26 protein-coding genes are annotated in these 25,297 nt (G+C 36.0%); 17 read left to right on the top strand and 9 right to left on the bottom strand.

Going from position 1 to position 25,297, the window contains the following annotated elements; all coding sequences use genetic code 11:
- Positions 1-58 precede the first annotated feature (58 nt).
- Both J7604_RS10450 and J7604_RS10445 read left to right on the top strand, forming a co-directional pair.
- A complete protein-coding gene (locus J7604_RS10450; RefSeq protein WP_293895232.1) occupies positions 59-637 on the top strand; it encodes a Crp/Fnr family transcriptional regulator in 579 nt (192 codons plus the stop codon).
- Between the two features lie 54 nt (positions 638-691).
- On the top strand, positions 692-1,690 hold the full coding sequence (locus tag J7604_RS10445) for an NAD-dependent epimerase/dehydratase family protein (RefSeq protein ID WP_293895229.1): 999 nt from the start codon (positions 692-694) through the stop codon (positions 1,688-1,690).
- Between the two features lie 113 nt (positions 1,691-1,803).
- On the opposite strand, the gene J7604_RS10440 is transcribed toward J7604_RS10445, so the two are convergent.
- Positions 1,804-2,001 carry a hypothetical protein gene (locus J7604_RS10440; RefSeq protein ID WP_293895226.1) on the bottom strand — a complete coding sequence of 66 codons (198 nt, stop codon included), beginning with the start codon at positions 1,999-2,001 and terminating at the stop codon, positions 1,804-1,806.
- A 328-nt stretch (positions 2,002-2,329) separates the two neighbouring features.
- Between J7604_RS10440 and J7604_RS10435 the strand changes: the two genes are divergently transcribed.
- Positions 2,330-4,459, top strand: coding sequence for a PAS domain-containing protein (locus tag J7604_RS10435; RefSeq protein ID WP_293895223.1), 2,130 nt, complete (start codon positions 2,330-2,332; stop codon positions 4,457-4,459).
- Between the two features lie 31 nt (positions 4,460-4,490).
- On the opposite strand, the gene J7604_RS10430 is transcribed toward J7604_RS10435, so the two are convergent.
- On the bottom strand, positions 4,491-4,874 hold the full coding sequence (locus tag J7604_RS10430) for a DUF3037 domain-containing protein (RefSeq protein WP_293895220.1): 384 nt from the start codon (positions 4,872-4,874) through the stop codon (positions 4,491-4,493).
- Positions 4,852-5,652: a HipA family kinase gene (locus J7604_RS10425; RefSeq protein ID WP_293895217.1), complete on the bottom strand. Its 801-nt coding sequence runs from the start codon at positions 5,650-5,652 to the stop codon at positions 4,852-4,854. The genes J7604_RS10430 and J7604_RS10425 overlap by 23 nt, the downstream gene beginning before the upstream one ends.
- 362 nt (positions 5,653-6,014) lie before the next feature.
- Between J7604_RS10425 and J7604_RS10420 the strand changes: the two genes are divergently transcribed.
- The 3 genes from J7604_RS10420 (at position 6,015) to J7604_RS10410 (ending at position 10,104) form a co-directional block, all read left to right on the top strand.
- Entirely contained in the window at positions 6,015-8,195 is a 2,181-nt protein-coding gene (locus J7604_RS10420; protein WP_293895213.1) for a serine hydrolase, read from the top strand.
- 517 nt (positions 8,196-8,712) lie between these two features.
- The gene (locus tag J7604_RS10415) at positions 8,713-9,201 is read left to right on the top strand and encodes a T9SS type A sorting domain-containing protein (RefSeq protein ID WP_293895210.1); all 489 of its coding nucleotides are present in this window, start codon (positions 8,713-8,715) and stop codon (positions 9,199-9,201) included.
- A 3-nt stretch (positions 9,202-9,204) separates the two neighbouring features.
- Positions 9,205-10,104: a hypothetical protein gene (locus J7604_RS10410; protein WP_293895207.1), complete on the top strand. Its 900-nt coding sequence runs from the start codon at positions 9,205-9,207 to the stop codon at positions 10,102-10,104.
- 80 nt (positions 10,105-10,184) lie between these two features.
- Here J7604_RS10410 and J7604_RS10405 read toward each other — a convergent pair whose 3' ends face one another.
- Positions 10,185-10,646, bottom strand: coding sequence for a hypothetical protein (locus J7604_RS10405; RefSeq protein ID WP_293895204.1), 462 nt, complete (start codon positions 10,644-10,646; stop codon positions 10,185-10,187).
- Between the two features lie 471 nt (positions 10,647-11,117).
- Between J7604_RS10405 and J7604_RS10400 the strand changes: the two genes are divergently transcribed.
- On the top strand, positions 11,118-12,338 hold the full coding sequence (locus tag J7604_RS10400) for a hypothetical protein (protein WP_293895201.1): 1,221 nt from the start codon (positions 11,118-11,120) through the stop codon (positions 12,336-12,338).
- 82 nt (positions 12,339-12,420) lie between these two features.
- Here the strand turns inward: J7604_RS10400 and J7604_RS10395 are convergent, their stop codons facing one another.
- Positions 12,421-12,555, bottom strand: coding sequence for a hypothetical protein (locus J7604_RS10395; RefSeq protein WP_293895198.1), 135 nt, complete (start codon positions 12,553-12,555; stop codon positions 12,421-12,423).
- A 223-nt stretch (positions 12,556-12,778) separates the two neighbouring features.
- Here J7604_RS10395 and J7604_RS10390 point away from each other — a divergent pair, with 223 nt between their 5' ends.
- The 3 genes from J7604_RS10390 (at position 12,779) to J7604_RS10380 (ending at position 15,069) form a co-directional block, all read left to right on the top strand.
- Entirely contained in the window at positions 12,779-13,486 is a 708-nt protein-coding gene (locus J7604_RS10390; RefSeq protein ID WP_293895195.1) for a hypothetical protein, read from the top strand.
- A 180-nt stretch (positions 13,487-13,666) separates the two neighbouring features.
- The gene (locus J7604_RS10385) at positions 13,667-14,455 is read left to right on the top strand and encodes an AraC family transcriptional regulator (RefSeq protein WP_293895192.1); all 789 of its coding nucleotides are present in this window, start codon (positions 13,667-13,669) and stop codon (positions 14,453-14,455) included.
- Between the two features lie 26 nt (positions 14,456-14,481).
- The gene (locus tag J7604_RS10380; RefSeq protein ID WP_293895189.1) at positions 14,482-15,069 is read left to right on the top strand and encodes a class I SAM-dependent methyltransferase; all 588 of its coding nucleotides are present in this window, start codon (positions 14,482-14,484) and stop codon (positions 15,067-15,069) included.
- A gap of 112 nt (positions 15,070-15,181) precedes the next feature.
- Here J7604_RS10380 and J7604_RS10375 read toward each other — a convergent pair whose 3' ends face one another.
- Entirely contained in the window at positions 15,182-17,503 is a 2,322-nt protein-coding gene (locus tag J7604_RS10375; RefSeq protein WP_293895186.1) for a T9SS type A sorting domain-containing protein, read from the bottom strand.
- A 283-nt stretch (positions 17,504-17,786) separates the two neighbouring features.
- On the opposite strand from J7604_RS10375, the gene J7604_RS10370 reads away from it, so the two are divergent.
- Positions 17,787-17,945 carry a hypothetical protein gene (locus tag J7604_RS10370; RefSeq protein ID WP_293895183.1) on the top strand — a complete coding sequence of 53 codons (159 nt, stop codon included), beginning with the start codon at positions 17,787-17,789 and terminating at the stop codon, positions 17,943-17,945.
- A 110-nt stretch (positions 17,946-18,055) separates the two neighbouring features.
- On the top strand, positions 18,056-18,541 hold the full coding sequence (locus J7604_RS10365) for a hypothetical protein (protein ID WP_293895180.1): 486 nt from the start codon (positions 18,056-18,058) through the stop codon (positions 18,539-18,541).
- A gap of 499 nt (positions 18,542-19,040) precedes the next feature.
- Here the strand turns inward: J7604_RS10365 and J7604_RS10360 are convergent, their stop codons facing one another.
- Both J7604_RS10360 and J7604_RS10355 read right to left on the bottom strand, forming a co-directional pair.
- A complete protein-coding gene (locus tag J7604_RS10360; RefSeq protein WP_293895177.1) occupies positions 19,041-20,162 on the bottom strand; it encodes a YihY/virulence factor BrkB family protein in 1,122 nt (373 codons plus the stop codon).
- A 481-nt stretch (positions 20,163-20,643) separates the two neighbouring features.
- A complete protein-coding gene (locus tag J7604_RS10355) occupies positions 20,644-21,042 on the bottom strand; it encodes a response regulator (protein ID WP_293895174.1) in 399 nt (132 codons plus the stop codon).
- A 209-nt stretch (positions 21,043-21,251) separates the two neighbouring features.
- On the opposite strand from J7604_RS10355, the gene J7604_RS10350 reads away from it, so the two are divergent.
- The 3 genes from J7604_RS10350 to J7604_RS10340 all read left to right on the top strand — a co-directional run bounded on the left by J7604_RS10350 (position 21,252) and on the right by J7604_RS10340 (position 22,908).
- Positions 21,252-21,647: a helix-turn-helix transcriptional regulator gene (locus J7604_RS10350; protein WP_293895171.1), complete on the top strand. Its 396-nt coding sequence runs from the start codon at positions 21,252-21,254 to the stop codon at positions 21,645-21,647.
- Between the two features lie 190 nt (positions 21,648-21,837).
- The gene (locus J7604_RS10345; RefSeq protein WP_293895168.1) at positions 21,838-22,224 is read left to right on the top strand and encodes a DUF6331 family protein; all 387 of its coding nucleotides are present in this window, start codon (positions 21,838-21,840) and stop codon (positions 22,222-22,224) included.
- A 96-nt stretch (positions 22,225-22,320) separates the two neighbouring features.
- Complete coding sequence (locus J7604_RS10340; protein ID WP_293895165.1) at positions 22,321-22,908, top strand: hypothetical protein; 588 nt, start codon at positions 22,321-22,323, stop codon at positions 22,906-22,908.
- Positions 22,909-22,938: 30 nt separating this feature from the next.
- Here J7604_RS10340 and J7604_RS10335 read toward each other — a convergent pair whose 3' ends face one another.
- On the bottom strand, positions 22,939-23,694 hold the full coding sequence (locus tag J7604_RS10335; protein WP_293895162.1) for a hypothetical protein: 756 nt from the start codon (positions 23,692-23,694) through the stop codon (positions 22,939-22,941).
- A 189-nt stretch (positions 23,695-23,883) separates the two neighbouring features.
- Here J7604_RS10335 and J7604_RS10330 point away from each other — a divergent pair, with 189 nt between their 5' ends.
- Together J7604_RS10330 and J7604_RS10325 are read left to right on the top strand one after the other, a co-directional pair.
- The gene (locus tag J7604_RS10330) at positions 23,884-24,528 is read left to right on the top strand and encodes a hypothetical protein (protein WP_293895159.1); all 645 of its coding nucleotides are present in this window, start codon (positions 23,884-23,886) and stop codon (positions 24,526-24,528) included.
- A gap of 158 nt (positions 24,529-24,686) precedes the next feature.
- Entirely contained in the window at positions 24,687-25,235 is a 549-nt protein-coding gene (locus J7604_RS10325; RefSeq protein ID WP_293895156.1) for a transposase, read from the top strand.
- Positions 25,236-25,297 lie beyond the last annotated feature (62 nt).

The raw sequence follows: 25,297 nt of genomic DNA, 5'->3' as shown, positions 1-25,297 counted from the left end.
AGAGGAAATTTGCACTGGTTAATCTTTGTAAAAAATGACTCTTTACCTGTTTTAAAATATGAAGGATCAACTGATTGAGCTTCTTAAAGTATATTTTGATAATAGTTTGCCTGACTTTCAGCATCTCGAAGGAAAGGTACTTTTTGAAAAGAAGGTGAAAAAGGAATATATAGTAAAAGCGGATACCCATTCGAGAGACTTTTATATTATTCTTAATGGCTATGTCAGAACTTACTATCTGGCAGCTAAAGGAGAAGAAATCACCACAGATATTGTCGGCAGAGGTGAAATGATAGCTTCTATATACAGTCTTCTGAAGGGAGAACCAGCATACGAGAATATTCAATGTGTAACAGATTGTGTGATATGCCGAATATCAGAAAAGAAGTTTGAAGAATTGGCATTGCAAGATGCAAGATGGTATATGTTGAGCATGAAGTTCTTAAAAGCTGCTCTGTTAAAAAAGGAAGAACGCATTATAGATTTTGCAAGACTTAAAGCCAATGAACGTTATGTAAATCTTTTAACTCAACGTCCTGATATCCTTCAAAATGTTCCTGTTCAATATATTGCATCTTATTTGGGAATACAACCGGAATCTCTCAGCAGAATAAGAAACCAGAGCACTTTTTCCTAACAATTGTTATTTTTTAAGAGTCGTCGTCACTGCTTTTTTGCTTAAAAAAAGTATATGGGAAAAACCTCATTGATTACCGGTGTGAATGGACACCTGGGAAATAATCTTCTTAGATATCTCTTAGACAAAGGAGAGACTGTTATCGGGACTGTCAGAAATCTGAATGATAAAACTCCCTTTAAAGGATTGGATTTTGCCCCAGTTTATGTTGATCTAAACAACAAAGCATCTTTACTGAAAGTCCTGCAAGGAGTTGATACCTTATATCAGGTTGCTGCAGTATTCAAGCAATGGACAACGAATTCGGAAAAGGATATTTATGATTCTAATATGAATAGCACAAGAAATATTCTTGAAGCTGCTGCCGAATCAGGAGTTAGGAAGATTGTGTATGTGAGTTCTATTGCGGCTATGGGAAGAAATACGTTACCTGTATCTCCTGATTATTTTAATGATGAAAAGGAAAATGTCTATTACAAATCAAAAATTGATAGTGAAAAACTGGCATGGGAGCTTGCAGAGAAGTATAAACTCAATATGGTAGTGGTTTGTCCATCTGCCATGATTGGACCTTACTGTACGCATCTTACTCCATCTCATAATATTCTAAGGATGGTTTTGAATAAAGAAGTATTTACGGATACGCAATTTTATGTTAACTGGGTAAATGTAAAAGATGTGGCTGAAGGCTGTTACCTGGCTGCTCAGAAAGGAGTTCCGGGAGAACGCTATGGATTGGGTACTAAAACGGCAATAGGCATTACTGAGGTTGTTAATCTGGCTCAGAAGATGTATCCTAAGCTTAATATTAAAACCCCTCCCAAAATGCCTCGTTGGTTGCTTCACGTCAGTGCTGCTTCAATGGAATTTGTTTCTAAGTTAAATAAGAAAGAACCAATGCTCTTGAAAAGCCAGGTGCGCATGTATTTTCAGGTTCGGTTGGATATGGATATAAGCAAATCTGAGCGACACCTGGGATATAAGCCGACAGAGCCAGAGGTCGCCATACAAAATGCCCTGGAGTATTTGTATGATAATAAGCATATAAAGTGATTTTAAGAATGTATTGAGCAAGGAGAGGTTAAAAGAAAAAGCTCCCATAATCAATTTATGGGAGCTTTTAATAATTATTGATTTTTGGAATACCGCTATCGATAAAAAATATTTTACGACAATCTGATATTCAGAATTTCCTCCGTCGGCACCTCAATACGGTGAAAATATTTCCGGAGTACAAGGGCAGTAATGTTTCCTTCCTGGTCTTTTTTGCTTCCGGTGAGCATACCATCGGTCTTTCCACTTATGGTGCTTATAAACACATGCTTTCCATCGTTCTGCAATGTGTACTCCTTAAAATCGATCATAGCAGTATATTTATTTATTAGACGAATAAAACCTAATTATATTTTAAGAAATAAGGATTCGATTTTAATCAAATTCTATTTCCTTAATTATAGTTTCTAAAGCGAACTACGTGCCAACATCTAAAACTGTTCTTTTAGATAACAATATTTAGGACGTTTAGTCCGTGGTTAGAGTTTAAATAACTGATTTTTATGTGGTTGATTTGGCCTTTCTGTCGTGACAAATTTGCAGAATAAGTTTCGATGTAGCTCTTTTGAAAAAGTTCCCTTAACAGCAAATAAAGCTTTAAAACTATTTTTAGTATCACCGGTTGCATCATTTACTTTGATGAAGCCGAAATCTGACACCTCCAGCATACGGAATTCTACTCCCGATATCCTTATAAGATTAGGAAAAGTATTGATTGTTATTGCATCTGTAATTCCTGCACTGAACATCATTGGAAGATCCATTAGTTTTCAATTATTGACCAAAGTAACACCAGGGCACATCATAACGATGAATCCCTTGTCCTCAGTTTGCTTTGTGGTATTGGGAGTTGCACTGTGGATGTTAAGAAAAGAGGACGGGAATCAATTTAAATATCATCGATTGATTGCCCGTTGTTTAGCATTAGCAGTGGCAATAGTTACTTTTGCTAAAGTACTTTCATTGGTGTTGAGTATTGAATTTAAACTAGATATCATTCTTTTCAGAGAGCAGCTTTATCTGAAAGAAACCCAATCCTGGAACGGTATGGCACCCAATACAGCATTTTCACTTTTTCTACTAAGCACAACCATCATTTTCATTGATAAAAAATTTAAAGACGGTAAGAATCCTTTTCAATATCTCAATTTCATAGTAATACTCATTGCTCTGCTTTCAATGTATGGATACATCTATGGAGTAAGATATTTGTATGGTATACTGTCTATGATTCCGATGTCTTTTTATAGTGCTCTGTGTTTGTATCTTTTTTCAACAAGTGTACTGTTTTTAAGGCCATATAAAGGACAAATGCGAAAACTTATAGGAGAAAACCCTATAGAGGTTGTCTGGATGCGTCTGGCTGCCCTTATTTTGCCTCTTATCATAGGATATCTGAAGATGCAGGGAGAGAACATGGACCTTTATGATAAAGAATTCGGGACTGCTATTTTTACATTAGTCACCTATACTATTTCTATGATTTTACTAGGGCGGAAATCTTCTATACAATTTAAGCTTAGGAGTACAAGGAAGGAAATTGAAGATCTCCGGAAAGCCGAAAATGAGCGATTGAACTATCTGTTTGATCATAGCTCTACGGCAATCTATATAAGAGATATAAAAGGAAGGTTTATATTTATTAATAAGAGGTTTGAAGAGATCTTCGGAAAAAGAAAGGATGAAATAGTTGGTAAAACTCCTGAAGATGTATGGTCTGATGGTCTTATGCATTGGTTTAAGTATGATGAAGAATCTCTGAATGCTGGAATTGTAAAAGAAAATATTGAAAGTATAACTACTGAAATTGGCAAATTCGACCTTGATACGAAGAAGTTTCCGATTAAACATTTAGATGAGGAAATATATGCTATTTGTGGCATGTCAACTGATTTAACTGCACTTAAAAATTCGGAAAGAAAGATTGTAGAAAACAATAAATTGATTCACTCAATAATTGAGCTGATCGGAGAGATGGTGTTTGTCGTTGATAAGAATGGGAATTTTATTTTATATAATGAAAAGGCTAAAAGGATAACAGAGCAAGTACTTTTTAAATATGAGCAAGTTTATGAAAGCAAATTTTTCTATCCGGACAGGAAAACTTCTTTTCCTACAGGGGAGCTTCCTGGAGCCAGGGCTCTTCGTGGACTTGCCACACGTGATCGTGAATTATTTGTAATAAATGATGCCTTTCCGGAAGGAAAAATTTTCAGAGCAATAGGAGAACCGCTTTTATTATCAGAAGATAAATTAGTTGCTATAGCGATATATAGGGATATCACCAAAAGAAGAATGTTTCAGCAAAGAATGAAGGAGAGTGAGAGCAGGATAAAGGATATACTATCTACAATTGGTGAAGGAATTATAATATCAGATAAAAATGGCAAGTTTCTTCAGTTTAACTCAGTAGCTATTAATATTCTCGGAAAAGGCCCTGTTGAAATAGATCCATCTGAATGGCCTGCTTTTTACGGTCTTTATCAACCTGATGGAAAAACATTGTATTCCGCGGATCATTTGCCCTTACAAAGGGCTTTACGTGGTGAAACTGTCTCAGATGAAGAACTTGTAATTATAACTGAAAGTAAAGAAGTCAAAAGAGTACTTATCTCAGCAAAACCAATACGGGATGATGATGGAATAGTCATCGCCGGATTGATTAACTTCAGGAATATAACAGAATTCCGCCATGTAGAGCAGGCTATGAAAGAAGTCGAAGAAAAATACCAAGAACTTCACGATTTTTTGGATAAACTCCGAGACTAATACTTTTCATCTTGAGTTGTACTCTCTGATTTTATAGCACCAGTTCAGTCATGAGCCTTGTCAATGTCTCTTTTGCGTCTCCGCATAGTCCTGGATGTACTGCTGAAGTCTGCACAATAGTACTTCTGTTTGCTGTCAGCCATCTGAATCTTCCTGAAAGAGGGAGACTTCCTATCGGGCCTGCTTGTTTGCCTCCTGCACAGATTTTTTCAAACGCACGAAGACGTTCTTCCAGTTCTGCTATATCTATATCTTTGCAGAAAGCCTTTAGCCGCTCATGATTCAGCTCAAACTTAGTATGTAAGAATCCCTGTGCGGAGCAAAAAAGTATAACTCCGACATTTAAAAACTCTTCGCGTTCAACCCTTGGTACTACACGAATGACGGCATACTCAAATAATTGCTTTCCTTGCATTTTTAGCTTCGTTTACAAAGATTTCAGAATTAGCGATTCGTGTTTCCAGAAACTTTACATAGGCTTGTCTATGTGCCTCAACTGTTTCAAAAGGAGACTCAGCCTTTAATAGCCATTCATCGGGAATCAGGGCCACAATTGATTGTATGTTTTCAGGTGTGAGTTTTATTTTGAATGCTTCATTGACTTTGTCCAGTTCTGATGCTTTAGAAAGCAGGACATGATCTTTTATCTGCGGAAATGGTTTCTTTCCTTGTTCTTCCGGGTTAGGCCAGGAGTGGTGAAAATAAAAGGATGCCCCATGATCAATAAGCCAAAGTTCCTTATTCCAGGAAAGCATGTTTGTATTACGGGCAGTACGGTCTACATTCATGATCAGGCAATCCAGCCAGACAATCTTAGAGGAAAGTTCAGGTTCAACACTGGTAACAAGAGAGTCGAATGTAATGGCTCTGGAAAGGTAATGTAGTCCTAAATTCTTTCCTTCACTTGTTCTTAAAAGGTCCTGAATTTCTTCATCGGGCTCTGTACGGCCAAAGGCTTCGTCAAGATTGATAAAGACGATCTCTGGAATTAAAAAGCCCAGCAGTCTGGCGATTTCTCCAGCTACAAGCTCTGCTATGAGGGTTTTTATTCCCTGACCTGCACCTCTGAATTTTACCACATACAAAAAGTCGTCATCAGCCTCCACAATGGCAGGCAGGGAACCTCCCTCGCGAAGGGGGGTCACATAACGAACAACGTTTACTTCTCTTATCTTAGGATTAGAATTACTCACAGAATTTTTAAGTTCATGCCCGTCTGCCTAAAGCTTCCGGAATATTTGTTCCGAAAGTTATATCATTTTTTTCAGAATCTGATAATGATTAATGATTAAATAAGACTATAAGGCAACCCCGCTATGAATAGGACTATAGAGTTGGATTCCATTCTTATGGTTTGCTAAAATATTCATCTTAAGGTTATTCTCCTGTGAAAAGGTATTTTATTTTTCTATCTGTTTACGGTATTCCAGGATCCTTTTTTCATCTGCACTTTTGTAACGTCAATCAGATAGTCGGGTAATTCCGGGTTGCTCTTTATCTGAATAAAATTTAAAGTTAAAACCTAACATAAACGATTATAAAGAACATTACTAAAATGAAAACCAGATCTAAATTCTTTAACAGACTTTTAACAGCGTATGCTGCCTCTGTTCTCCTTCCGGGAACGCTTTTCGCTCAGGCTTGGATAGCCAAGCATGGCATGAGCCCTGCAGAATACCAGACTGCATTTAACACTAACACAGCTAATGGATACAGATTGACTTCTGTAAACGGTTATACCTCTAACGGAGCAGAAAAATACATTGCCCTTTGGGAGAAAGTTTCAGGAGGAGCTTATGTAACGAGCCATTCTATGACAGCAGCTGAATATCAGACTGCCTTTAACACTTACACTTCTCAAGGATACAGACCAACATTGATATCAGGATATGCAGTTGGGGGGGTAGCTCAGTTTGCTGCTATCTGGGAAAAGAAATCAGGTGGTGCATGGATTGCCAGACATAACCTGACTGCTGCTCAGTATCAGGCTGTATATGATACTTATACCGCTCAAGGTTATCGCCCCACTTACATAAGCGGATATGTTGTAAACGGTGTAGAATACTTCGCAGGTATCTGGGAAGTGGTTTCCGGAGGAGGTGCCTGGGTTGCAAGACATAATTTAACTGCAGCTCAATATCAGAGCGCGTTCAATACTTATAACTCTCAGGGATATATCTTAAAAAGAATCTCTGGATACAACAAAGGTGGAACAGATCTTTATGCAGCTGTATGGGAGAAAACCAGCTCTCCAATGTGGTCTGCAAGACATGGAATAACGTCAGCAAATTATCAATATGTTTTTGATAACCATTATTACTCAGGCTACAGACCTGTATTATTGAACGCTTTCGCATCTGGCACAAGCTCTAAATTCAACGGCTTCTGGACTAATACCAATATCTCCAGCGCTAACATGGCAAAAATTGATAATGCAGTGAACGGTTTCCTTTCAAGCCAAAGTGTGCCAGGTCTTTCACTTGCAATTGTTAAAGACGGAAGACTGGTATTTGCCAAAGGTTACGGATATGCAAACTCTTCTACAGGTGAAGAAATGTCACCTGATCAACCAGGGCGTATCATGAGTATCTCTAAGCCTGTGACTTCTGTAGGTATTATGACTTTGATTCAGAAAGGCCTTTTATCTAAAGAATCTTTTGTCTTCGGTGCAAACGGAGTACTTTCACAATATACTGTGCCTGCAAATAAACCCTCACTAAAGAGAATCAGAGTACGTCACTTATTAAACCATACTTCTGGTCTTAGATCTTGCAATGGTGAGTCAGTATTCTGGGATGATACTAAAACTGCAGATGACGCTATGGCTGTATTATTGGCTGCGAACGACCTTGTACTCACAGACACAAGCGTGGCTTTTGAATACTCTAATACCAACTATTTCATTCTTGGAAGAATCATCGAAAAGGTAAGTGGTTTGAAATATGAAGACTATATCAGACAAAATGTATTGAACAAATGTGGTATCGGATCTACTATGTATGTAGGACAAGCATCAGGTAATGCAAAAGCAGGAGAGATGAACTATACTCCATTCACAGATATGAATCTTCAGTTATGGGGAGCTTTCGGTGGCTGGGTTGCTCGTCCGATAGATTTATTGAAGTTCCTTAACAGGGTTGATGGTGCCGCCACACCTTCAGATATTTTAACTTCTGCGTCACATACAACAATGACTACCGGCTCTTCTCTAAGACCAAGCTATGCATTTGGATGGGGTGTTTCTGGTAGCTCACAAGGTCACAATGGTTGCCATGGTTCTTCAAGATCTAATTTGACAGAATTAGGAGGAGGAGTAAGCTATGCGGTAATCATTAACGGTCAGCCAAGTACTGACGATTGTGGGGAAGTTTTGATACCTGCTATCGAAGCTGGTCTGAAACAGGTAACTGCTTATCCTTCTTACAACTTGTTTGACAATATTGGTACAGGAGCCCGTGCAGATGAGTTTGCAATCACTGCGGAAGAGCAGGGTTTCAATATAAATATGGATGCTTCTTCTCTGAATAAGGTTCTTGCTTATCCGACTGTTAGTACCGATGGAGTGATCAATTTCAGCAATGCATCGGATATCACATCTGTAACTGTATCGGATATGCTTGGAAATAGAGAAACATACAAAGCTGTAGAGCGCATCCAGACTCAGTTAAAAGGTATGCTGATCCTTCAAATTGAAACCGAGAATGGTAAAGTAACTCAGAAAGTAATTGTAGAATAATGACTAAGATTTATGGGATTAAGGGATAGACAGGATGATCTTCGGTTAATATTATGACTCTGTCTTCTTTTAACCCATAAAGCTTTAAAGTACATCCAGACTCAGTTAAAACTCAGGAAGTAATTTTTAAATAATTGTTTGGTTATATTTTTTGAATGAGGGAATTCCAGGTATCCCTTTCTTTTATAGTAAGATATAAGTGAAGTGTCTAAAATAGATTTGAACATTAATACGCCCACCCTAAATTGTTTGTTTTGGTATTTTTTGAGGGAGCCTTGAGCTCCCTCTTGTTTTAGACAGGGATTTATTAGATTAATAGATAGACAGGATTTTCTTCAACTTTTACTTTTAACTTTCTGCCTTCTTCTTTACCCTTCCAGCTATGTAAATGAATCGGATATCGAAAAGCGACCTTCCAATCCTGTTTTGAATTTTTACCAAAAGGATGAATTTCTTAAATTTAATTTCTATTAATAAAAATTCCATTAATCCCTATTACTAAATCCAAAATGTTCTTATGCTTAAATCAACAAAAAAGGCAGTAACATTAAGTGTTTTGCTTGGCCTGGGAGTCATGGGAGTGAAGGCTCAGAATAGTACTGTGACTGCTGGCGGAGAAGGTTCCGGTAGCGGAGGAACTGTAAGCTATTCCATTGGGCTGACAAGCTTCGAAACTTCATCAGGTACATCTGGCTCTGTTGCAGCAGGCGTGCAACATGCTAATGTTTCTGTTTTATCTGGTGTTGATCACCCGGAAATCAATCTAATAGCAGAAGTTTATCCTAATCCTACTGCAAACAATGTTACACTAAAAGTAGATGGAATAAGTACTGATAACCTCAGCTTTGTCCTGCTGGACATAAACGGAAATGTGCTTCAGCAAAGTTCGGTAAACAGCAACTCCACTACTATTAATCTGACAAACCTTTCCAATACCACATTTCTGCTGAAAGTTTTCAGAAAGAAACAAGACCTTAAAACCTTCAAAATCATTAAAAATTCCTAAGTCATGAAAAAATACTTTTACTTAATTATTATTGCTTTAATCAGTCTGAATGCAGCTTATGCACAGACACCCAATTTACTGAGCTATCAGGCTGTGGTGAGAAACAGTACGAATGGTTTGGTAGCCAATACAACAGTAAGTGTAAAAATCAGTATTCTTCAAACTTCAGCAACGGGAACAGAAGTATATTCTGAAAGTCATCAGGTCGAAAGCAATAGCAATGGCCTGATAAGTTTAGCGATAGGTGGAGGAACTGTTTTGTCTGGAAGCTTTGCAGCGATTGACTGGTCTAAAGGTCCATATTTTATTCAAACAGAAATAGATCCTACTGGAGGTTCTAATTATACAATTACAAGCGTTTCACAATTGCTAAGTGTACCTTATGCACTATATGCAGAAAAGTCTGGTAGCAGCATACCTGGCCCAGTAGGTCCACAAGGGCCTGCAGGTCCTCAAGGTGCAACAGGTCTTCAAGGACCAATAGGTCCACAAGGAATTACAGGTCCGCAGGGAGTGGCAGGACCAACAGGTGCAACTGGTCCTCAAGGTCCCGCAGGACCAACAGGCGCAACAGGCCCTCAGGGTCCAGCAGGTCCGACAGGAGCAACAGGCCCTCAAGGTCCACAAGGTGTGGCTGGAGTCAGTGTTAGAACTATAGCCGGATATATAAATACAACCGATATTTATGGAAAAGGATTTACTGTAGAGCGATTTGCTAATCAGCAATATAAAGTTTCCTGGCCCGCAGGGTCATTTCCAAGCCTAAGTGTTCCAGCAGTTTTTACTTATGGAGGCGCTGTCAGTTTGAGCACTTGGGGTGCTTCCGGTGATGGTTCTGGTAGTTTTACCACGAACGTCAATGCTGGAAATACGATCTGGTTTACAATAACAGAGATTAAATAATCTCTAAAAAAAAGAGGTGACAAGCTTTAACTGACACCTCTTTTTAATTTTTAGTTCATTAATATATTTAAGTTTTGCTTTTAAAGAATAACTTTCTGCCAGACATATCCATTACTTTTAAGCATCTCAATCACCTTTTTTACATCCGGTTCATATCCTATCGCAATTGTTTTACTCCTTTTTTTTGAGTTAAAAACTTTCAACGTAATGTTGGGATGTATATAGGCCACACTACCTCTGTAGTTTTGACGTGATGTGGTATGCTTTTTATAAGCATATACATCAAAGTCTGATATTTTAAGAGTTTCTGTGGATACGTTTAAGAATAGGTATTTTATTCTGAAGATAAATATGCCTTCATTAAAATTCGATTCGCAGGTATAGCTCAGAGTGAACGGTGATATTATGGCTATCGTTACCAAAGTTCCTGCGATATAGCTTCCCATAGCAAACAACCCAATAGTAAAAAATATTAAGACACCACAAGTAATTCCCAATACAGTGAATAATCTGGTAGATAAGATGCTGAATTTGTAAATCATGTTCTAAGTTAAAATAAATTGGAAGCTCTTCAAAACTTTACCTTTCCGCTTTTTCTGATATTAACTCGTCTTTTTGCGTTAAACTGATATAATCAGAACAACTATCCTGTAAAAAGGTATTTTATTTTTCTATCTGTTTACGGTATTTCAGAATCTTTTTTCCATTTGCACATTTGTTACATCAATTATGAATTTCAGTTTACCAACTGTATTGTATTTTATGCAAGTGAAAACATACAGGAGTTAAGTGTATTCATATGTTATAGCATAATTGCTGATTATATTTTTTGAAAGTCAGGCCTCAGAGTTACCATTTTTATTGACTGGCTTCTTTGAATATAAGCTTCAATTAGCGCTGACAAAAAGTACTTTTATGATATGTATTCCCAATATTAAACTTCAATCAGAGAACTTCAATCGATCTGTAGCACGCAGATCTTAGAGCAACCACAAATTAAAAATTAAACACTTATGAGAAACAATTTAAAAGTAAAATTTCATTTTGATCGTCTTCATTGTCATGATGAAGCAGATGGATGGGGAAATGCAGAACCCTACATGTGGACAGTATTTTTTAAAATTGATGGAACAACTTGTCGTTTAAATGATTCATTAATGTTAGAAGGTACGGCTACCATTTTTACAACTCATGGTAGTCATGGGAATTTAGGTGATTCGGATGTAGATGCCGGTGATACAGTTCCGATTCCTTCTGCTATCGGATTTAAAGAGATGACATTAACTCCGATACCTGTTCCTGACATAGTGAAGAAGCTTGGTACGGATGATGTTCCTGCTGTTGCCGGTTGTATTGTAGTCTTAATGGAAGAGGATAATGTATCTGATGATGGAGCTGAAGCTGGCCATCATGCTTTAAATGCCGGTGTTCAGCAGGCATTAAACAGCCTTATACCAACACTTGGATTTACGAAGCAAGATATTTCTGATGATGATATAAAGGATCTTACAGGTAAAATTCAAAGTAAAATCGAAAATGCAATTAAGAATCAACAAAACTTCTTTGAAAATTTCTGGAGTTGGATCAATGCTGATGATACAATCGGAACAGCAGTGTTTAAATTTTCCGGTGATCAACTGTTAGAGCAGAATCCAGCTTCATTGCATAAAAGATGGACAAATGATAATGGAGACTGGGAGTTATTTGGTTCTGTAGATACTCTGGAACAACCTAGCTGTCCTGCCAATGTAGTGAAAGGAATTATTGACGCAGTTTTCGGCGAGTCTTCTTCTAAGAAAAGCATGAGCGCCATGCATGATTTCAGAAACAATGAATTTAAAAGATTTGATGGCTTAGAGTATTGGTGGGCGATAGCTCAAAGAAACAGTCACTATCTTAAATTGGCATTGAATAACAGAGAGGTCTCAGAAGCTGCGGTTTCATTATTTCAGGATATCCCTGAATTATTGAGCAACAGAGAAAAACCACTCAGCGATTTTCATTTTAATTGTGCTGCTAAAGTTTTGAAACATATAGCAACATTAAATGAAAAAGATCGTCAATCAAGAAAGGATATCAATAGATCTATTGATGCACTTAATATGCTTCAGGGAAAGAGTTTGAATGATCTTTTTGAATCATTGTCAAAAGTAAGGCCTGCAAGGTATCCTACAGTTAAAGCTCTTGGAAGCGATCTAAAATTGAAAATTCAAAAGAGAGAATCAGGAAGGTAAAAATTATTTTAATTGAACCACCAGTCCCAGTTCTGCATATAGCAGGACTGGGTCTTTTAAGAGCGTAACCCATAAAGGAAATCTATTCTTCTCCTATCTTATAATATTCATATCCTAACAATCCTTTTATAAGACAAAGATCAATCCGCTCTCCTTCTTTGTGATGATCATAAAAGGATTTGCCATAACTCAGCTCTTCTAATCCTCTTTTTAACATTCAGATAGAAAAAATAGATTAAGTTAGTTCTTATGCTAATTTAATGAGAAAACTTAGAAGGTGAAATCTTGTTCTGTCTCCCCATCATTTTGGATAGTTACTTAGACTATAAATAAATATAAGTTTATCTCATGTCTTGTTAGTCGGATTTACAAATCTTTTTTTAAAACTTATATTATACCTTATTTTTTATTATCTTTTACAAATAGTACTGATGGTTAATATGACATTGGCAGAATTCAAAGCCTTCATGGGATCTTATAGAAAAGGTTATGTTCTCTATATTTTTTTAATAATTTGTTTGACATCGCTTTCTACTATTGGGGTTTGTCAGGATACGATTAGAAAAGATAATGGTGAATACCAGGTAGGGAGATTTAATAAAAATAAAAAGAGGGTTAGACTTTGGATTACTTATGATTCATTAGGTTTTATTCAAGCCAAAAGTTTCTATACTACTAAATATAGGAGGCCTAAATGGATCATTGAATATCATTATTCGGATGATCATATTTTATTGGAAACCGGAAAAACGGAACTTTCGGGTAGATATGGTAAGTGGAGAATATATGATGACAATGGCAAATTAATCAAAATTGAAAAATATAGATTCGGTGATTTACACGGCACTTCAAAGGATCTTAAAGAAAAAAAACGTACTAAATACTATTTCGGACGGACTAAAAAAGAACTTTTCAATGCTAATGGTAAAAGATGTGTATTCTATTTTACAGCGGGAATGACAATGTTTAATGAATATTCTTGTGTGAGAGAAAAATATGCTTGTATAGTTCATCCTATTGCTGGCTGTATTGTATCAAGAGAAATAATAAGAAGGCAAATGGTACATAATTTCTTTGTTAATATCAGGCAAGTTCCGAGATTCGGCTTTGGTTGGCAAGATAAATTTTGGGGTGAGCCGTGCAAGTAGCAAAGGTTAAAACCTACCAGCTTTTTAAACTATGGATTAAGGTAAAGTCTTCGGTCAGAGAGGGAGACAACATTCATGGCGTCTCTGTAAAATATTTTACTTTTTCATCCGTCTGATATATTTCAATCCCATTAAATTTTCCTGAAAATTGAATCGGGATTGAAAATTTGTGGTTATGATATGAATATCAGCCCTCACTTACTGACAGGAATAAACCTTATAAGAATGGCCTATACAATCCGCGAACCCGAAGCTGCACTTGCTGATTTTGTAGAACGTTTTTGGACGCTTCAGAACGATTCCGGTAATGACAAAGAACAGGTTACCATTCCAGATGGAAGGATAGATATTATTTTTAGTTGTTCGCCTAATGAACCATATCTTATCGGATTGATCGGGATTGAAACCGCTCCTTCCAGCCACATCTTTCCGGCGGGTTCTTTAATGTGTGGAGTGAGCTTTAAACTGTCGGCTGTTGAATATCTGCCTGATATAAATATCTCAGGACTTGTTAATCAAATACAAATACTTCCTGAGGATTTCTGGGGAATTACCGAAACAGACCTTTCCGATTTTGAGATCTTTTGTCAGAAATTGTCTGAAAGAATAAAAAGTATGATGGTACCGGATATTGATAAGAGGAAAAAACAGCTTTTTGAACTCGTTTATTCAACGAAAGGTTCTATGTCGATAAAAGACCTTTCCGAAAAGATTTCGTGGAGCAGCCGGCAGATAAACCGCTATTTTAATCAGCAGTTTGGTATATCGTTAAAACTATTTTGTAGCATCTTACGCTTCAGAGCTTCTTTTCCTCATATCAAAGAAGGACGTTTGTATCCCGAGTTAAATTTTGCGGATCAGGCGCATTTTATCAGAGAGGTTAAAAAACTTTCCGGTGTTACGCCAAAAGAATTATTCAAAAATCAAAACGACCGATTTGTTCAATTTTCTACGCTGACGGACGAGTAATTTTGTGTTAAATAAATTTGATTATTATGAACACAAAATCAGATGCACCATCCAGCAGTAAAGAATTTGATAAAGTATATAGTTCCGCTTTTCTCCATTGGTTATGGGGAGACACCCGCATCCCTAAAGAATTACAAGATCTTGTAGCAAACAATCATCCGAAAACTTCTCTGGAACTGGGATGTGGGCTCGGACGTTTTTCTTCCTTCATGGCAGAGCAGGGCATAAAAGCTACAGGCATTGATTTCTCAGGCGTAGCAATTGAAAAAGCCCGGAAAAGAATTGAGGATTCTCTGCAAAAGCCTTCTTTATTAGTGGGAGATGTCACCAATCTTGCAATGTTGAAAGAGCCTTTTGATGTTGCTTTTGATATTGGTTGTTTTCATTGTCTGAACGAGGTAGATCAGCAAAAGTATGAACAAGAAGTCTACAGACTTTTAAAGCCTGGAGCTACATTGCTTATCTGGGCACTGAATCATGCACCCATCGGCATCAAGCTAAATCCTGACTACATGGCAAGGGTATTTAGTGCATCTTTCCATTTGAAAAAATCAGCATTCAGCAGACGAAGGATCATAGGTTCCCACTGGTATTGGCTGGTAAGGAAGGATTAATTAAAGACTAATAAAAAGAAAGCTCTGCTCTCCATATGTTATAAAAGTAGGAGAGCAGAGCTTTCTTCTTGAAAATTATGTGTTAATTTAAAAAATTATAATCCGGATTTTATCATTCAACCATGAATTTGGAGACCCCGCCTTCTTTGGTTTTTAATAGATACATGCCTTTGTGCAGATGACTAATATCAATAATATTCACATCATATGCATTAAGAAGTATTTGGCCGCTTAATGATTCAATAATGAAGTCTGACCTTTGACTCAAATTTAATATCTTATGAGCAGGATTGGGATATATAAGAATCTGATCAGTTTTTGTTTTAGACCTTGTTCCGGTAACCACCAGGTCATCGGCAATAAGCATTTTAGTCGTATTGGTGATTACTGGTTCATTAAAGTCAAAGTAAATATATGCTTTATTAGTCACCTCTGCGGGAATAGAAATTTCAGGATTGGGCTTAATTGTAAACTTGACAAAGCCCTGACTTTTAGGTTCGTTTGTGGTACTGTCTGGTAAAAGAATATTCTTAAATGTCCAGATCAGTATGTTGTCATTAACAGTGAAATCATAATTATGGCTGGCAGCAAGAATCTTTAAAGTTTTGACGTCATGGTTACTGGAAAGTGTATCTATGACTTTTACAATAAAAGCTGTATCTGTTCCTGTATTTTGAAAACGGATTACATATTCAAGTCCGGAAGAAGGAGGGATAAAGGCAGCTTCTTTTCCATTTTCGCTAGATACTTGTTTGTCATTAGGGTCGAATGAACCTGTAATAGTAGTCACTTCGATATCTTTATTATTAGCAAGGTAAGTGTCTGCAGGATTAGTGATTTCGACCGAGGTTGAAACTTGATTTCCTAATAAAGAAAGGTTTATAGGAATCGTAGCATTTACTATAAAACGTTGTTTTGCCTGTCCGTCGATATAATTAATTTTCCACCTGACTTTATTGTTATTAATGGATAAAGGAGCAGTTCCGAAGGTAATGCCTTTAAGCGTGGTATCAAGTGTGAGATCTATGTAAGTGTCATACAGGTAATTATTCCCATTGTTTCTTATATCAATGAAATAAGTCGTAGGAAATCCCGGTCTCATTCTGCCTGCCGTAATTTCTACCTGTAGGTCATTTTGTACAAGTGGAATGCCTGGTATATTCACTGAACTATAGTAATGAAAGGTATCGCTTCTACTCATATCAATATCTATCTTACCTGATCCCCAGTTTTCGTCTGAAATTGATAAGGAATGCTTTTGTCCGATAGGAAGCATCAAACCTTTGAAATTACCATCCACCGTATATATTACTTTATTATCCGGTTCTATTTTTATCAGTTTATTTGTGAGGAGTTTTTCATCGTATTCCATGATACCATTTATATTTTTATCATAGAATACACTTCCTGAAACATATCCATATTTACACTCGGAGCTGTTTACGTATTTTACGGTATCTGCCTTTGACCAACATTTACCGATTCCCTGCTCAAATACAACACCCGTGATAGTTACAGGTTTGTAAAATTGTCGGTTCTGTTGGGTCTGATCATCAGACAGGAAAAAATTGTTATCAATTGTTTTATATGTAAGCCTTGAAAACATTGACTTGTCTTTAACAGGGAATACAGTATCTCCGGGGCAAATATTTATTATTTTTTCCGGGAAACTATAAGTTCCTATGTTACCTTTTCTGATAATATATTTTTTTGATCTGACTGGTCCTTTTATATCCAAACAAGGATATGAGAATTCATAATAGGGTTTTATATCATTTATTTCTATTTGTAAAGTATCACCATCTTTCAGTTGTCCAATGGTAGGGGTGCTTGGCAATTCGATATTATTAATAATGAATTTACTTGAATAATTAAAGGAACTCCAATTTGACTCACCTCCGAATGGACTTATAAGATCTCGAATAGGAAAGTAGTTATTTGCAGGGGATGAGCAAAACAAAATTGTATCACCAAAAACTTCAATATTATTATTTGGTGAACGTCTTTCAAGTCCTATTGAATTAATGACTTGTGAAGAGGTCTCACGTATTTTTGTTATGTATGCTAATGTATCTCTGCCATTTGCAATAATAACGTATGGAGGATTATAATAGAATGGTGGTTTGTATAGTAATGCTGAAAATTCGCTGACACTTTGTCCATAAGAAGAATAGACCAATCTAGAATATGGATAGGGAATTGTTGATTCAATACTATAAACTTCTACCGGCCAGGCTTGTTTTTTAAAATAAAAACGAGGGTTGTAAAGAGGACAGTAATCTGTGTATTCAAATTTTTTGTTGTCCCAAGAATATAATGATCCATTAGTTACAGACATTTCATATGGAGTGCCATAGGCGATATTATTTTGACCCTGGCTAGGTATTGTTGAATATAGAAAAGCGAGTAAAAATACAAGTAGATTTATTTTCATATATAATATAAAAAGAATGAATTTATATAAAATTATTAATACTTAAATGGAGAAATGGTAACCTCTCAAAGTTGGTATTACCTGATTCATTCAAACTTTCCATTTTCTACTTTTTTTGACAACTGTTTGACTTTTAAATATTTGTTTTATATCTATGCACCACAATCAGCTATTGCAAATAGAGTTCACCAGCTAATGAATATCTTCCTGCAACATGCTCATCAATTTTAGGCTTTAATTTTTCAAGCATATTAATTCATTTATTAATTAAACTTTTAAACCTATGGAAGATCAAAAACCATTACCAAAATTTGATGCCGAAAAAGCGGCAGCATTGCTTGTCAGACTGAAAAGACTCAAAGAAGAAATGGATTCATTAATCCTTTCTGATAAAGAGTTGAAGAAAGAATGGCTTAAGCAGCGCCTTAGTAATTTAAATTAGGGAGATTCACCAGCTAATGAAGATCCGACTTCAACAACCTAATCTTTTTTAAAGCTTAATTTTTTAAGCACAGATTTTATTTATCAATCAATTTAAACATTTCAATTACTATGGGATATCAGAAATTATCCGCAAAGCTCGATGCCGAGAGAGTGGCACGTATCATCAGCAAAATTCAGGAACTGAAAGCTGAACTTGATTTTGTAATCAACCTGTCTAATGAAGAACGAAAGACTCTTAGAAAGGTCGCTGAAAAGAGACAAGGTTACGTTAATGATGTTTTGATTGCTGTGAAAGCAAATCCGAAAACAATACCTGGAGTAATCGACACTGAAGATTATTATTACAGAGCAAAACTGTACCTTGATCTTGCGGAAATCAATATGCACATTCAGCCCGTTATAGAAGGTATAAGCGACACCATGATGGCTGCTGGCAATGAAGCGATCACATTGACTGATCAGTGTTACGGCTTTCTTAAACAGGCCTCCAGAGGAAACAGCAATCTTACGGATACTGTTTCAAAATTGTCTAAACATTTTGCAAGCAGAAGCAGACCGGCAGAACCAGAAGATAAACCAACTACCGATTTGTAAATCACAAGCCCATTCGAAAGAATGGGCTTTTTTATTACAGTATATCATAGATCAAAGCTAAAATAATTGATTGTTATGATGACTATAGCACATTATTAATGTGGACATCTTACTTCCGAAGTTCCCAATCGGACCTCTGAGGTCCGCCGTCGTACTTCCGAAGTCCGATGTCGTAGTTCCGAGGTTCGAAGTCGGACCTCCGAAGTCCGTCGTCGTAGTTCTGAGGTCCGAAATCGTAGCTCCGAGGTTCGTCGTCGTACTTGCGAAGTCCGCCGTCGTAGTTCCGAGGTTCTAAGTCATACCTCTGAAGTCCGTCGTCGTAGTTCCGAAGTCTGAAATCGTACTTACGAAGTGCGTCAAATGTCTGAACCGCATTTCAAATCTCATTGACCTTTGCTCACTTACTTTAAGCTTTAAGCTTTCAACTATTGAAAATTAAAAGACCCCATAAATCAAGGGGTCTTTATTATTTATTGCTATGCTTGAATAGGACAGATTATTATTGCAGCTCATCATCACCAGGATTTATATTTCTATCCTTAGCCTTTAGATCTCTGTTTTTATTTTTAAGCCATCTTTCCAATTTAACGCTATCTCTGTTTTTGGTTTTTGTTTTTACAGTTCTGTCTCGGACTTTTTCCTCATCAGGAATATCCTTTTCATCAGCTTCTTCTGTTCCGGCGGCTACACGATCGGCATGATATCCTCCTCGTTGTCCCAATGGCTCTGATTCACCAACAGTGGTATCTTTAGCTGTCTGGTGTTCCATTTCAGAATTTATTTCTGCACCGAGAAGAACACAAAGGCTTGTAATCTGAAACCATAGCATCAGGATAATGACAGCAGCTATAGCACCATAGGTGGCATCATAATTACCGAAGTTATTGATGTATAAGCTAAACAGAAGAGAAGCTCCGATCCATAAGGCAGCAGCTATACATGCACCCCAACTGACCCACTTGAACTTAGGATTATTTCTGTCAGGTGCAATTTTATATATTACAGATAATGAAACAACGATGAATGCAAAAAGCAAAGGCCAACGCGCCATTGAAATGATATCTGATATAGTAGAAGGCAATCCAAGTTTATCAATTATAGCCGGAAAACCGATTACCAATGCTACTGCTATTATTCCTACCAATATTCCCCCCAGTGTAACTGCAAGGGTTATCCCATTTAACTTAAAGAAATTTCTTTCTTCATTTTGGTTGTAAGCTATATTAATACCATCAAAAAGCGCCTTGGTTCCGGCATTGGCAGACCACAAACTAAGCAGAATACTGAAAATCAATGCCAAACCAAGACCCTGTTGAGGGGCACTGACTATCTTATGTAATTGTGGTGCAATGATATCCTGAGCTTGTGGCGGCATTACTGCACCTAACTGACTCAATTGTTGTTCTACCTGAGCAGCGTCAAATACAAGTCCATAAATGGCAACCATAGCACTAATCAAAGGGAAAAGTGCTAGAAAGAAATAAAACGCAACTCCTGCTGATACTATGCTGATATGATCGTTAGTAAATTCCTCCTTTACCCTTAGAAATATATCTTTCCATCCTCTTGCGGGGATCTCCTTTGGTCGATCCGCCATCGTTCCTCTATTCCTTGTATCCATTTTGCCATTTTCCCTGTTTCTAAATTGGTAACCGAAAGCTTAAAAATATAGTTTAATAAAGCTCCTGAAGTGCTCATAAGGACGATGCGGTAAGTGCTGGTTAATTAAAGATTTTTACGGATATAGTACGGTAATAAGGAGTTGAAACAACGAAATGTGGTTTTAAAAATATTCACAATCAGAGTCTAATTAACAAAAGAAGAATGCAACCAATCCTGCGAACTTATAAAGTCGTCTCAGATGTCTGAAACACGGTTTCAATTCTCATTGACATTTTCTCATTTACTTTCAACTTTTTACTTTAAGCTTTCAACTTTCCGCTTTAGGCTTCCCGCTTATTTCATCCACTTCCTTCTTCCCAATGAAAACAGCACAAACGGTGTTAGCGGCAATTTTTTCCTTTTAAACTCAATGGTTACAACAACGAGATCATAGATAAAGAGGAAAGGGAATACAACATATTGCAAGATCTTCATAGCGGTTAGTGGGAGTTAGGTCTGTTAATCAATGTTAATTTAGCATCTATCAATGCAAAGTGCAGTTCCTGAAAGTTAACCGGCTTTGGGAAATACCGAAATAGAGTACCCTGCTCCAAAGCCATATCCAGCACCTGTGTATCTGTGTGTACAGTAAGCACAATAATAAGTGGGGGAGAATCCTTAAAACGTGCAGCACTCACAAACTCAAACCCTGTGACCTCCGGCCTGATCTGGTCTGCGATGATGATATCAATCTTTTCGGTATGCAGGGCAAAGACCGCATCGATGCCTGTCTTGAAGAGGTGAATATTATATTCCTTGAATTCCCGGAAATAAGCACGGAAGGCATTTAGGTTGTGTTGCTCACTATCGACATAGAGCACGCCGGTTGTGTGTTTCATATTTAGCTGGTTTTTAGATGTATTAAAAATGATTTTTCAAACGATCAGGTCATTTATGGAAGACAGTCTGATATTTCCATATATGACTGATTTTATTAGCTTTGTATATAAGATCAAAAGTAAGTGGTATTTTATTCATCACAAGAATAAGATATTCATAACAAAAGAATATCTTATAATGTAAGTATCAGATTAATTTTTAAAGAGTTATGCTAACGTTAGGAAATAAAATAAAGAAAGTAAGAGAACTGAAAGGTCTGAAACAGGAATACATGGCAGAGGTATTAGGCATCAGCCAGCCCAGCTACAGCAAGATTGAGACAGATGAGGTGTCGGTGAGTCCGGAGAGGTTGGAGCAGATTGCGAAGGTACTTCAGGTGACTGTGCAGGATATATTGGCGTTCGATGAGAAGACCATTTTTAATCTTATCAATAGCATGAACAACAGTATGAACCCCGCTGGTGTGAATACTAATAATAATCCGGTCTACAATTTCTCCATGCCTGAACAAATGCAAAAGCTTTATGAGGATAAGATTAAGTTGTTGGAAGATTTGGTTGAGATGCAGAAGAAGGAGATTGAGAGGTTGAAGGGGGAGAAATAGAAAATTTAATATTTTATAGAAAGGTCGGATAAACTAAAGATTAGTAGTTTTTTCGACCTTTTTTATTTGGTAGAGAAAATTTTTTAAGAAAAAGTTAAAGTTATTTTTTATTGCGCAGTTTGGGTGCGTTGTAGTTTTTTTATTTTAATTTTTAATAAAGAAAACATATAGTACCAATCAAACAAATATTATGACTACATCAAAAGGCATAAGCATAGGAGAAAATAAATGGATTAAATGGGTTGGATTTGATTCAAAGAACGATAATGAGATAATCGAAATAGATAATATTCTTAAACCAACTATTGACTTTTGGGATGGCCTAGAAACTCAATGTGTAGCAGAATGTTGTGGAATTGACGGTTTTTCATTTTGGAAGGAGGATATAAAGAAATCGATTAGTAATCTGGATAAACCTGAATTAATTATTAATCTTAGAAATGTAAAGTCCGAATTGATAAATACATCAAAGACAATTGTGTCGTCAAGTAGGTTGAATAATTTATTAAATAAACGAGTCTTTATTGAGCTCATTGATCATATTTTGGTAACTATTGAAACAAAAATAAAAGAGTGAAAGAAACTAATTCCCTTTGGTACCTATAAATGGAGAATGTACAATTCCGATGTGTATATAAAATAAGTTGTGCATAATATATCATAGTTTAAGCTCATGAGACTACCTAAAGATTCATTTGAAATAAATAAAAGAAAGTTACTTAATGCTTTTCCGAAAGATATAAAATCTGATGTTAAAGTTGTAATTGATTATTTGTCGGATAAAAACTTTGACATTCATCCAACTGCTCAACAAGAAGTAATTCTTAACGGAGAACATTTGATAATTCCAAGTCGAGTTTATTTTGACAAACCAACAGACTTTAAATCTGATGATTTAACTAAACAACAAAAAAAAATATTGAATTGTATTTACCTTAGACACCACAATGGATTTGTAAGGCAGAGGCAATTAAAGGAACTTAAAGACAATACTGAATATTTTGTTATTCCTTTTATATTTCAACTTCTGGGAGAATATGTAATAGAAATTTTATATGATATAGATGAACACATAAATGAACGTACAATCAACAACTATGTGAAGTTCATTAGGGAAAATGAAAGATATTGGCAACAAACAGAAAGTCGAATGATAAGCTACTGGAATGAGTATTATCGATATCCTAATTTTAAACGGTTGAATGATTATATTGGAAAACGAATATTTGACATGATTTCCCAGTGGGTTGAAGTCAGATAGACTTCAACCAGAGGGGAATTGCAAATTCATCTATTGTTTTGGACATCTCGCCTTTCTAAAATATGATGGAGAATATTGGGTAGTCTTTACTTTTAAAGTAAAAAAATATCTGAAGGAAAAACCTAAAAAATTACCTTGATAAAAATAGAGCTGAGTTATATTGTCCTTTGTTAAAGTGTTTTTAGCAAACTGGTTAAAACCTAATCTATAAATTAAACCTACTTCTATTCCATTAGCAATGTTTTTACCTTTTAGCTTACATCCTATCTCCGGGGACAAAAACAACCCCATTTTATTATTTGAATAAGTAGTATTCGCTTTAAATTCATCCTTGTAATCTTCACTTTTAAATTTTTTAGTGGGAAGTTGTAAACCAAATGAAAGTTGAGAGTAAAATATATATTTATTACTTTTATTAAATAAATATTTAGTAGAAATGAAGAGATTAGGGTAATTGTGAAAGCGTGTTTTATATTCTTTTTCTTTTAGTGCAAAACTAAAATTTATTAAATTAGTTCCTATTCCGGCTTGATAGGAGAAGCTGCAGTCTCTCTTTTGCATATGTATTGCAGCGCTTAAACCAAATACGAATCCTCCAGATTTCCAATGCCGATTATCAGAATGCGTCTTAAATAGTGCTATTCCTACTGGTGTTGTTTGAATGTTTAAAGAAACTATATCTTTTTTTTGCGCAAAAAGCTGCGAGGTTTCAAAAAAAAATAGTTTTACAAGGATAAAAATAAAAACCCAGTAGCTTATCATATAAGCTGCAAAACGATCAACCAATTGCGAAATTGCATCATGAATAAAACTTTACTAGTTGATCTGTGACTTTTCATTTGGCTATGGTTATTGGGTGTGGGTTGAAGTCAGAAAGACTTCAACCAGAGGGGAGACAAGTAATAAGAAGTTTATATCAACAACGAATAGATATTGGAAAATTAATAATATCGATTTTTGTTACTTATTAAGATTATGAATAAGAAAATATATGACTGTTTGATTAATAAAATACCCAATGTGGAAAGATTTTTTTATGAAGATTACGAGAATAAAATGTTTAATCCCATTGAGCCGGAAGTTGTTTTTTTAACTTATTATTTTGATAAAAAGATAAAGTCAATTCAAGGTGAACTTCTCCAGTTCTTAAATGAATTAAGTTTGTCTACAAGTATTAGTGTTGAGGATCTATCAAATTATTTGTTTAATGTTTTTGATGAATTAAATTATGAGAACCTGTATAATCAGTTAATTAAAGAGAATAAAGTATATTTTACCTCTATTATACAAGAAAAAATGATTGAATTTGAAAATGTCATCACACCATCAAAGGTGGAGATTCTTTTTAAGGCAAATCTTAAAGACTTTAATTCCTTGCATACAGACCCAATTAACAGTTTAAATTATCTATTATCTATATTTCAGGTGTCTTTATATAAAGCGTATGCTACTAATGACTTTGATACAATAAACAACTCAATCGAAGTGACCAAAGAAATTTTTTTAAATTGTACCGAGGAAGTTAAAGAAGCATTTAAAGAAGGTTTAGGTTATGGGGAAGGAGGTTTCGGTGATATTTTTTTGCAAGAAGTTTTAGGTCCTTCCTCAAATCTCAACTAGCCCGTGGCTGAAGTCTTTTGGCTTCTGCCCACAAATGAGAGCAAGTCTATTGACTTGCGGTTATAAAGGAAGATAAATTAAATTCAAGATAATTTTCAAAATAGCTCCGATAATATCGAAGCTATTTTTATATTTGAAGAATAATAAAATAACCAGCTATGTCATCCAAATACACCATCAATGATCCGGAAGGACTATATTTTATCACGACCGCAATAGTAAAATGGGTCGATGTCTTTACCCGCGAACATTATAAAGATATTATTGTCGATAGTTTAAAGTATTGTCAGAAAGAAAAAGGCCTTATTATTTATGCCTGGGTTCTAATGACAAATCACTACCACATGATAGTAAGAGCAGATAAAGGAAAGAACTTATCTGATATACTAAGAGATTTTAAAAAGCATACATCCAAAGAGCTGATAAAGGCTATTAATGATTCGAAGGAGAGCAGGAGGAAATGGATGCTGTGGCTCTTTAAGTCAGCGGGCTTAAAGAACAGCAATAATAAAAATTATCAATTCTGGCAACAAGACAACAGGACAATAGAGTTGAGCTCTAATGACATGATGGATCAGCGGTTGGCATATATCCATGAAAATCCTGTTAAGGCCGGTATTGTTAGATGTCCGGAGGATTATATTTATTCGAGTGCAATCAATTATTCGGGAAAGAAAGGACTTATAGAAGTCGAATTTATCGAATAATAACCCGCAAGTTATAAACTTGCTTACATTTGTGTGTCTCGTCCTGAAATAGGTTTACAGGT

This window comes from Sporocytophaga sp., assembly GCF_017745095.1.
GTDB lineage: Bacteria > Bacteroidota > Bacteroidia > Cytophagales > Cytophagaceae > Sporocytophaga.
Note: the sequence above shows the minus strand (reverse complement) of the source record. Positions and strands in the feature narration are given on the sequence as shown.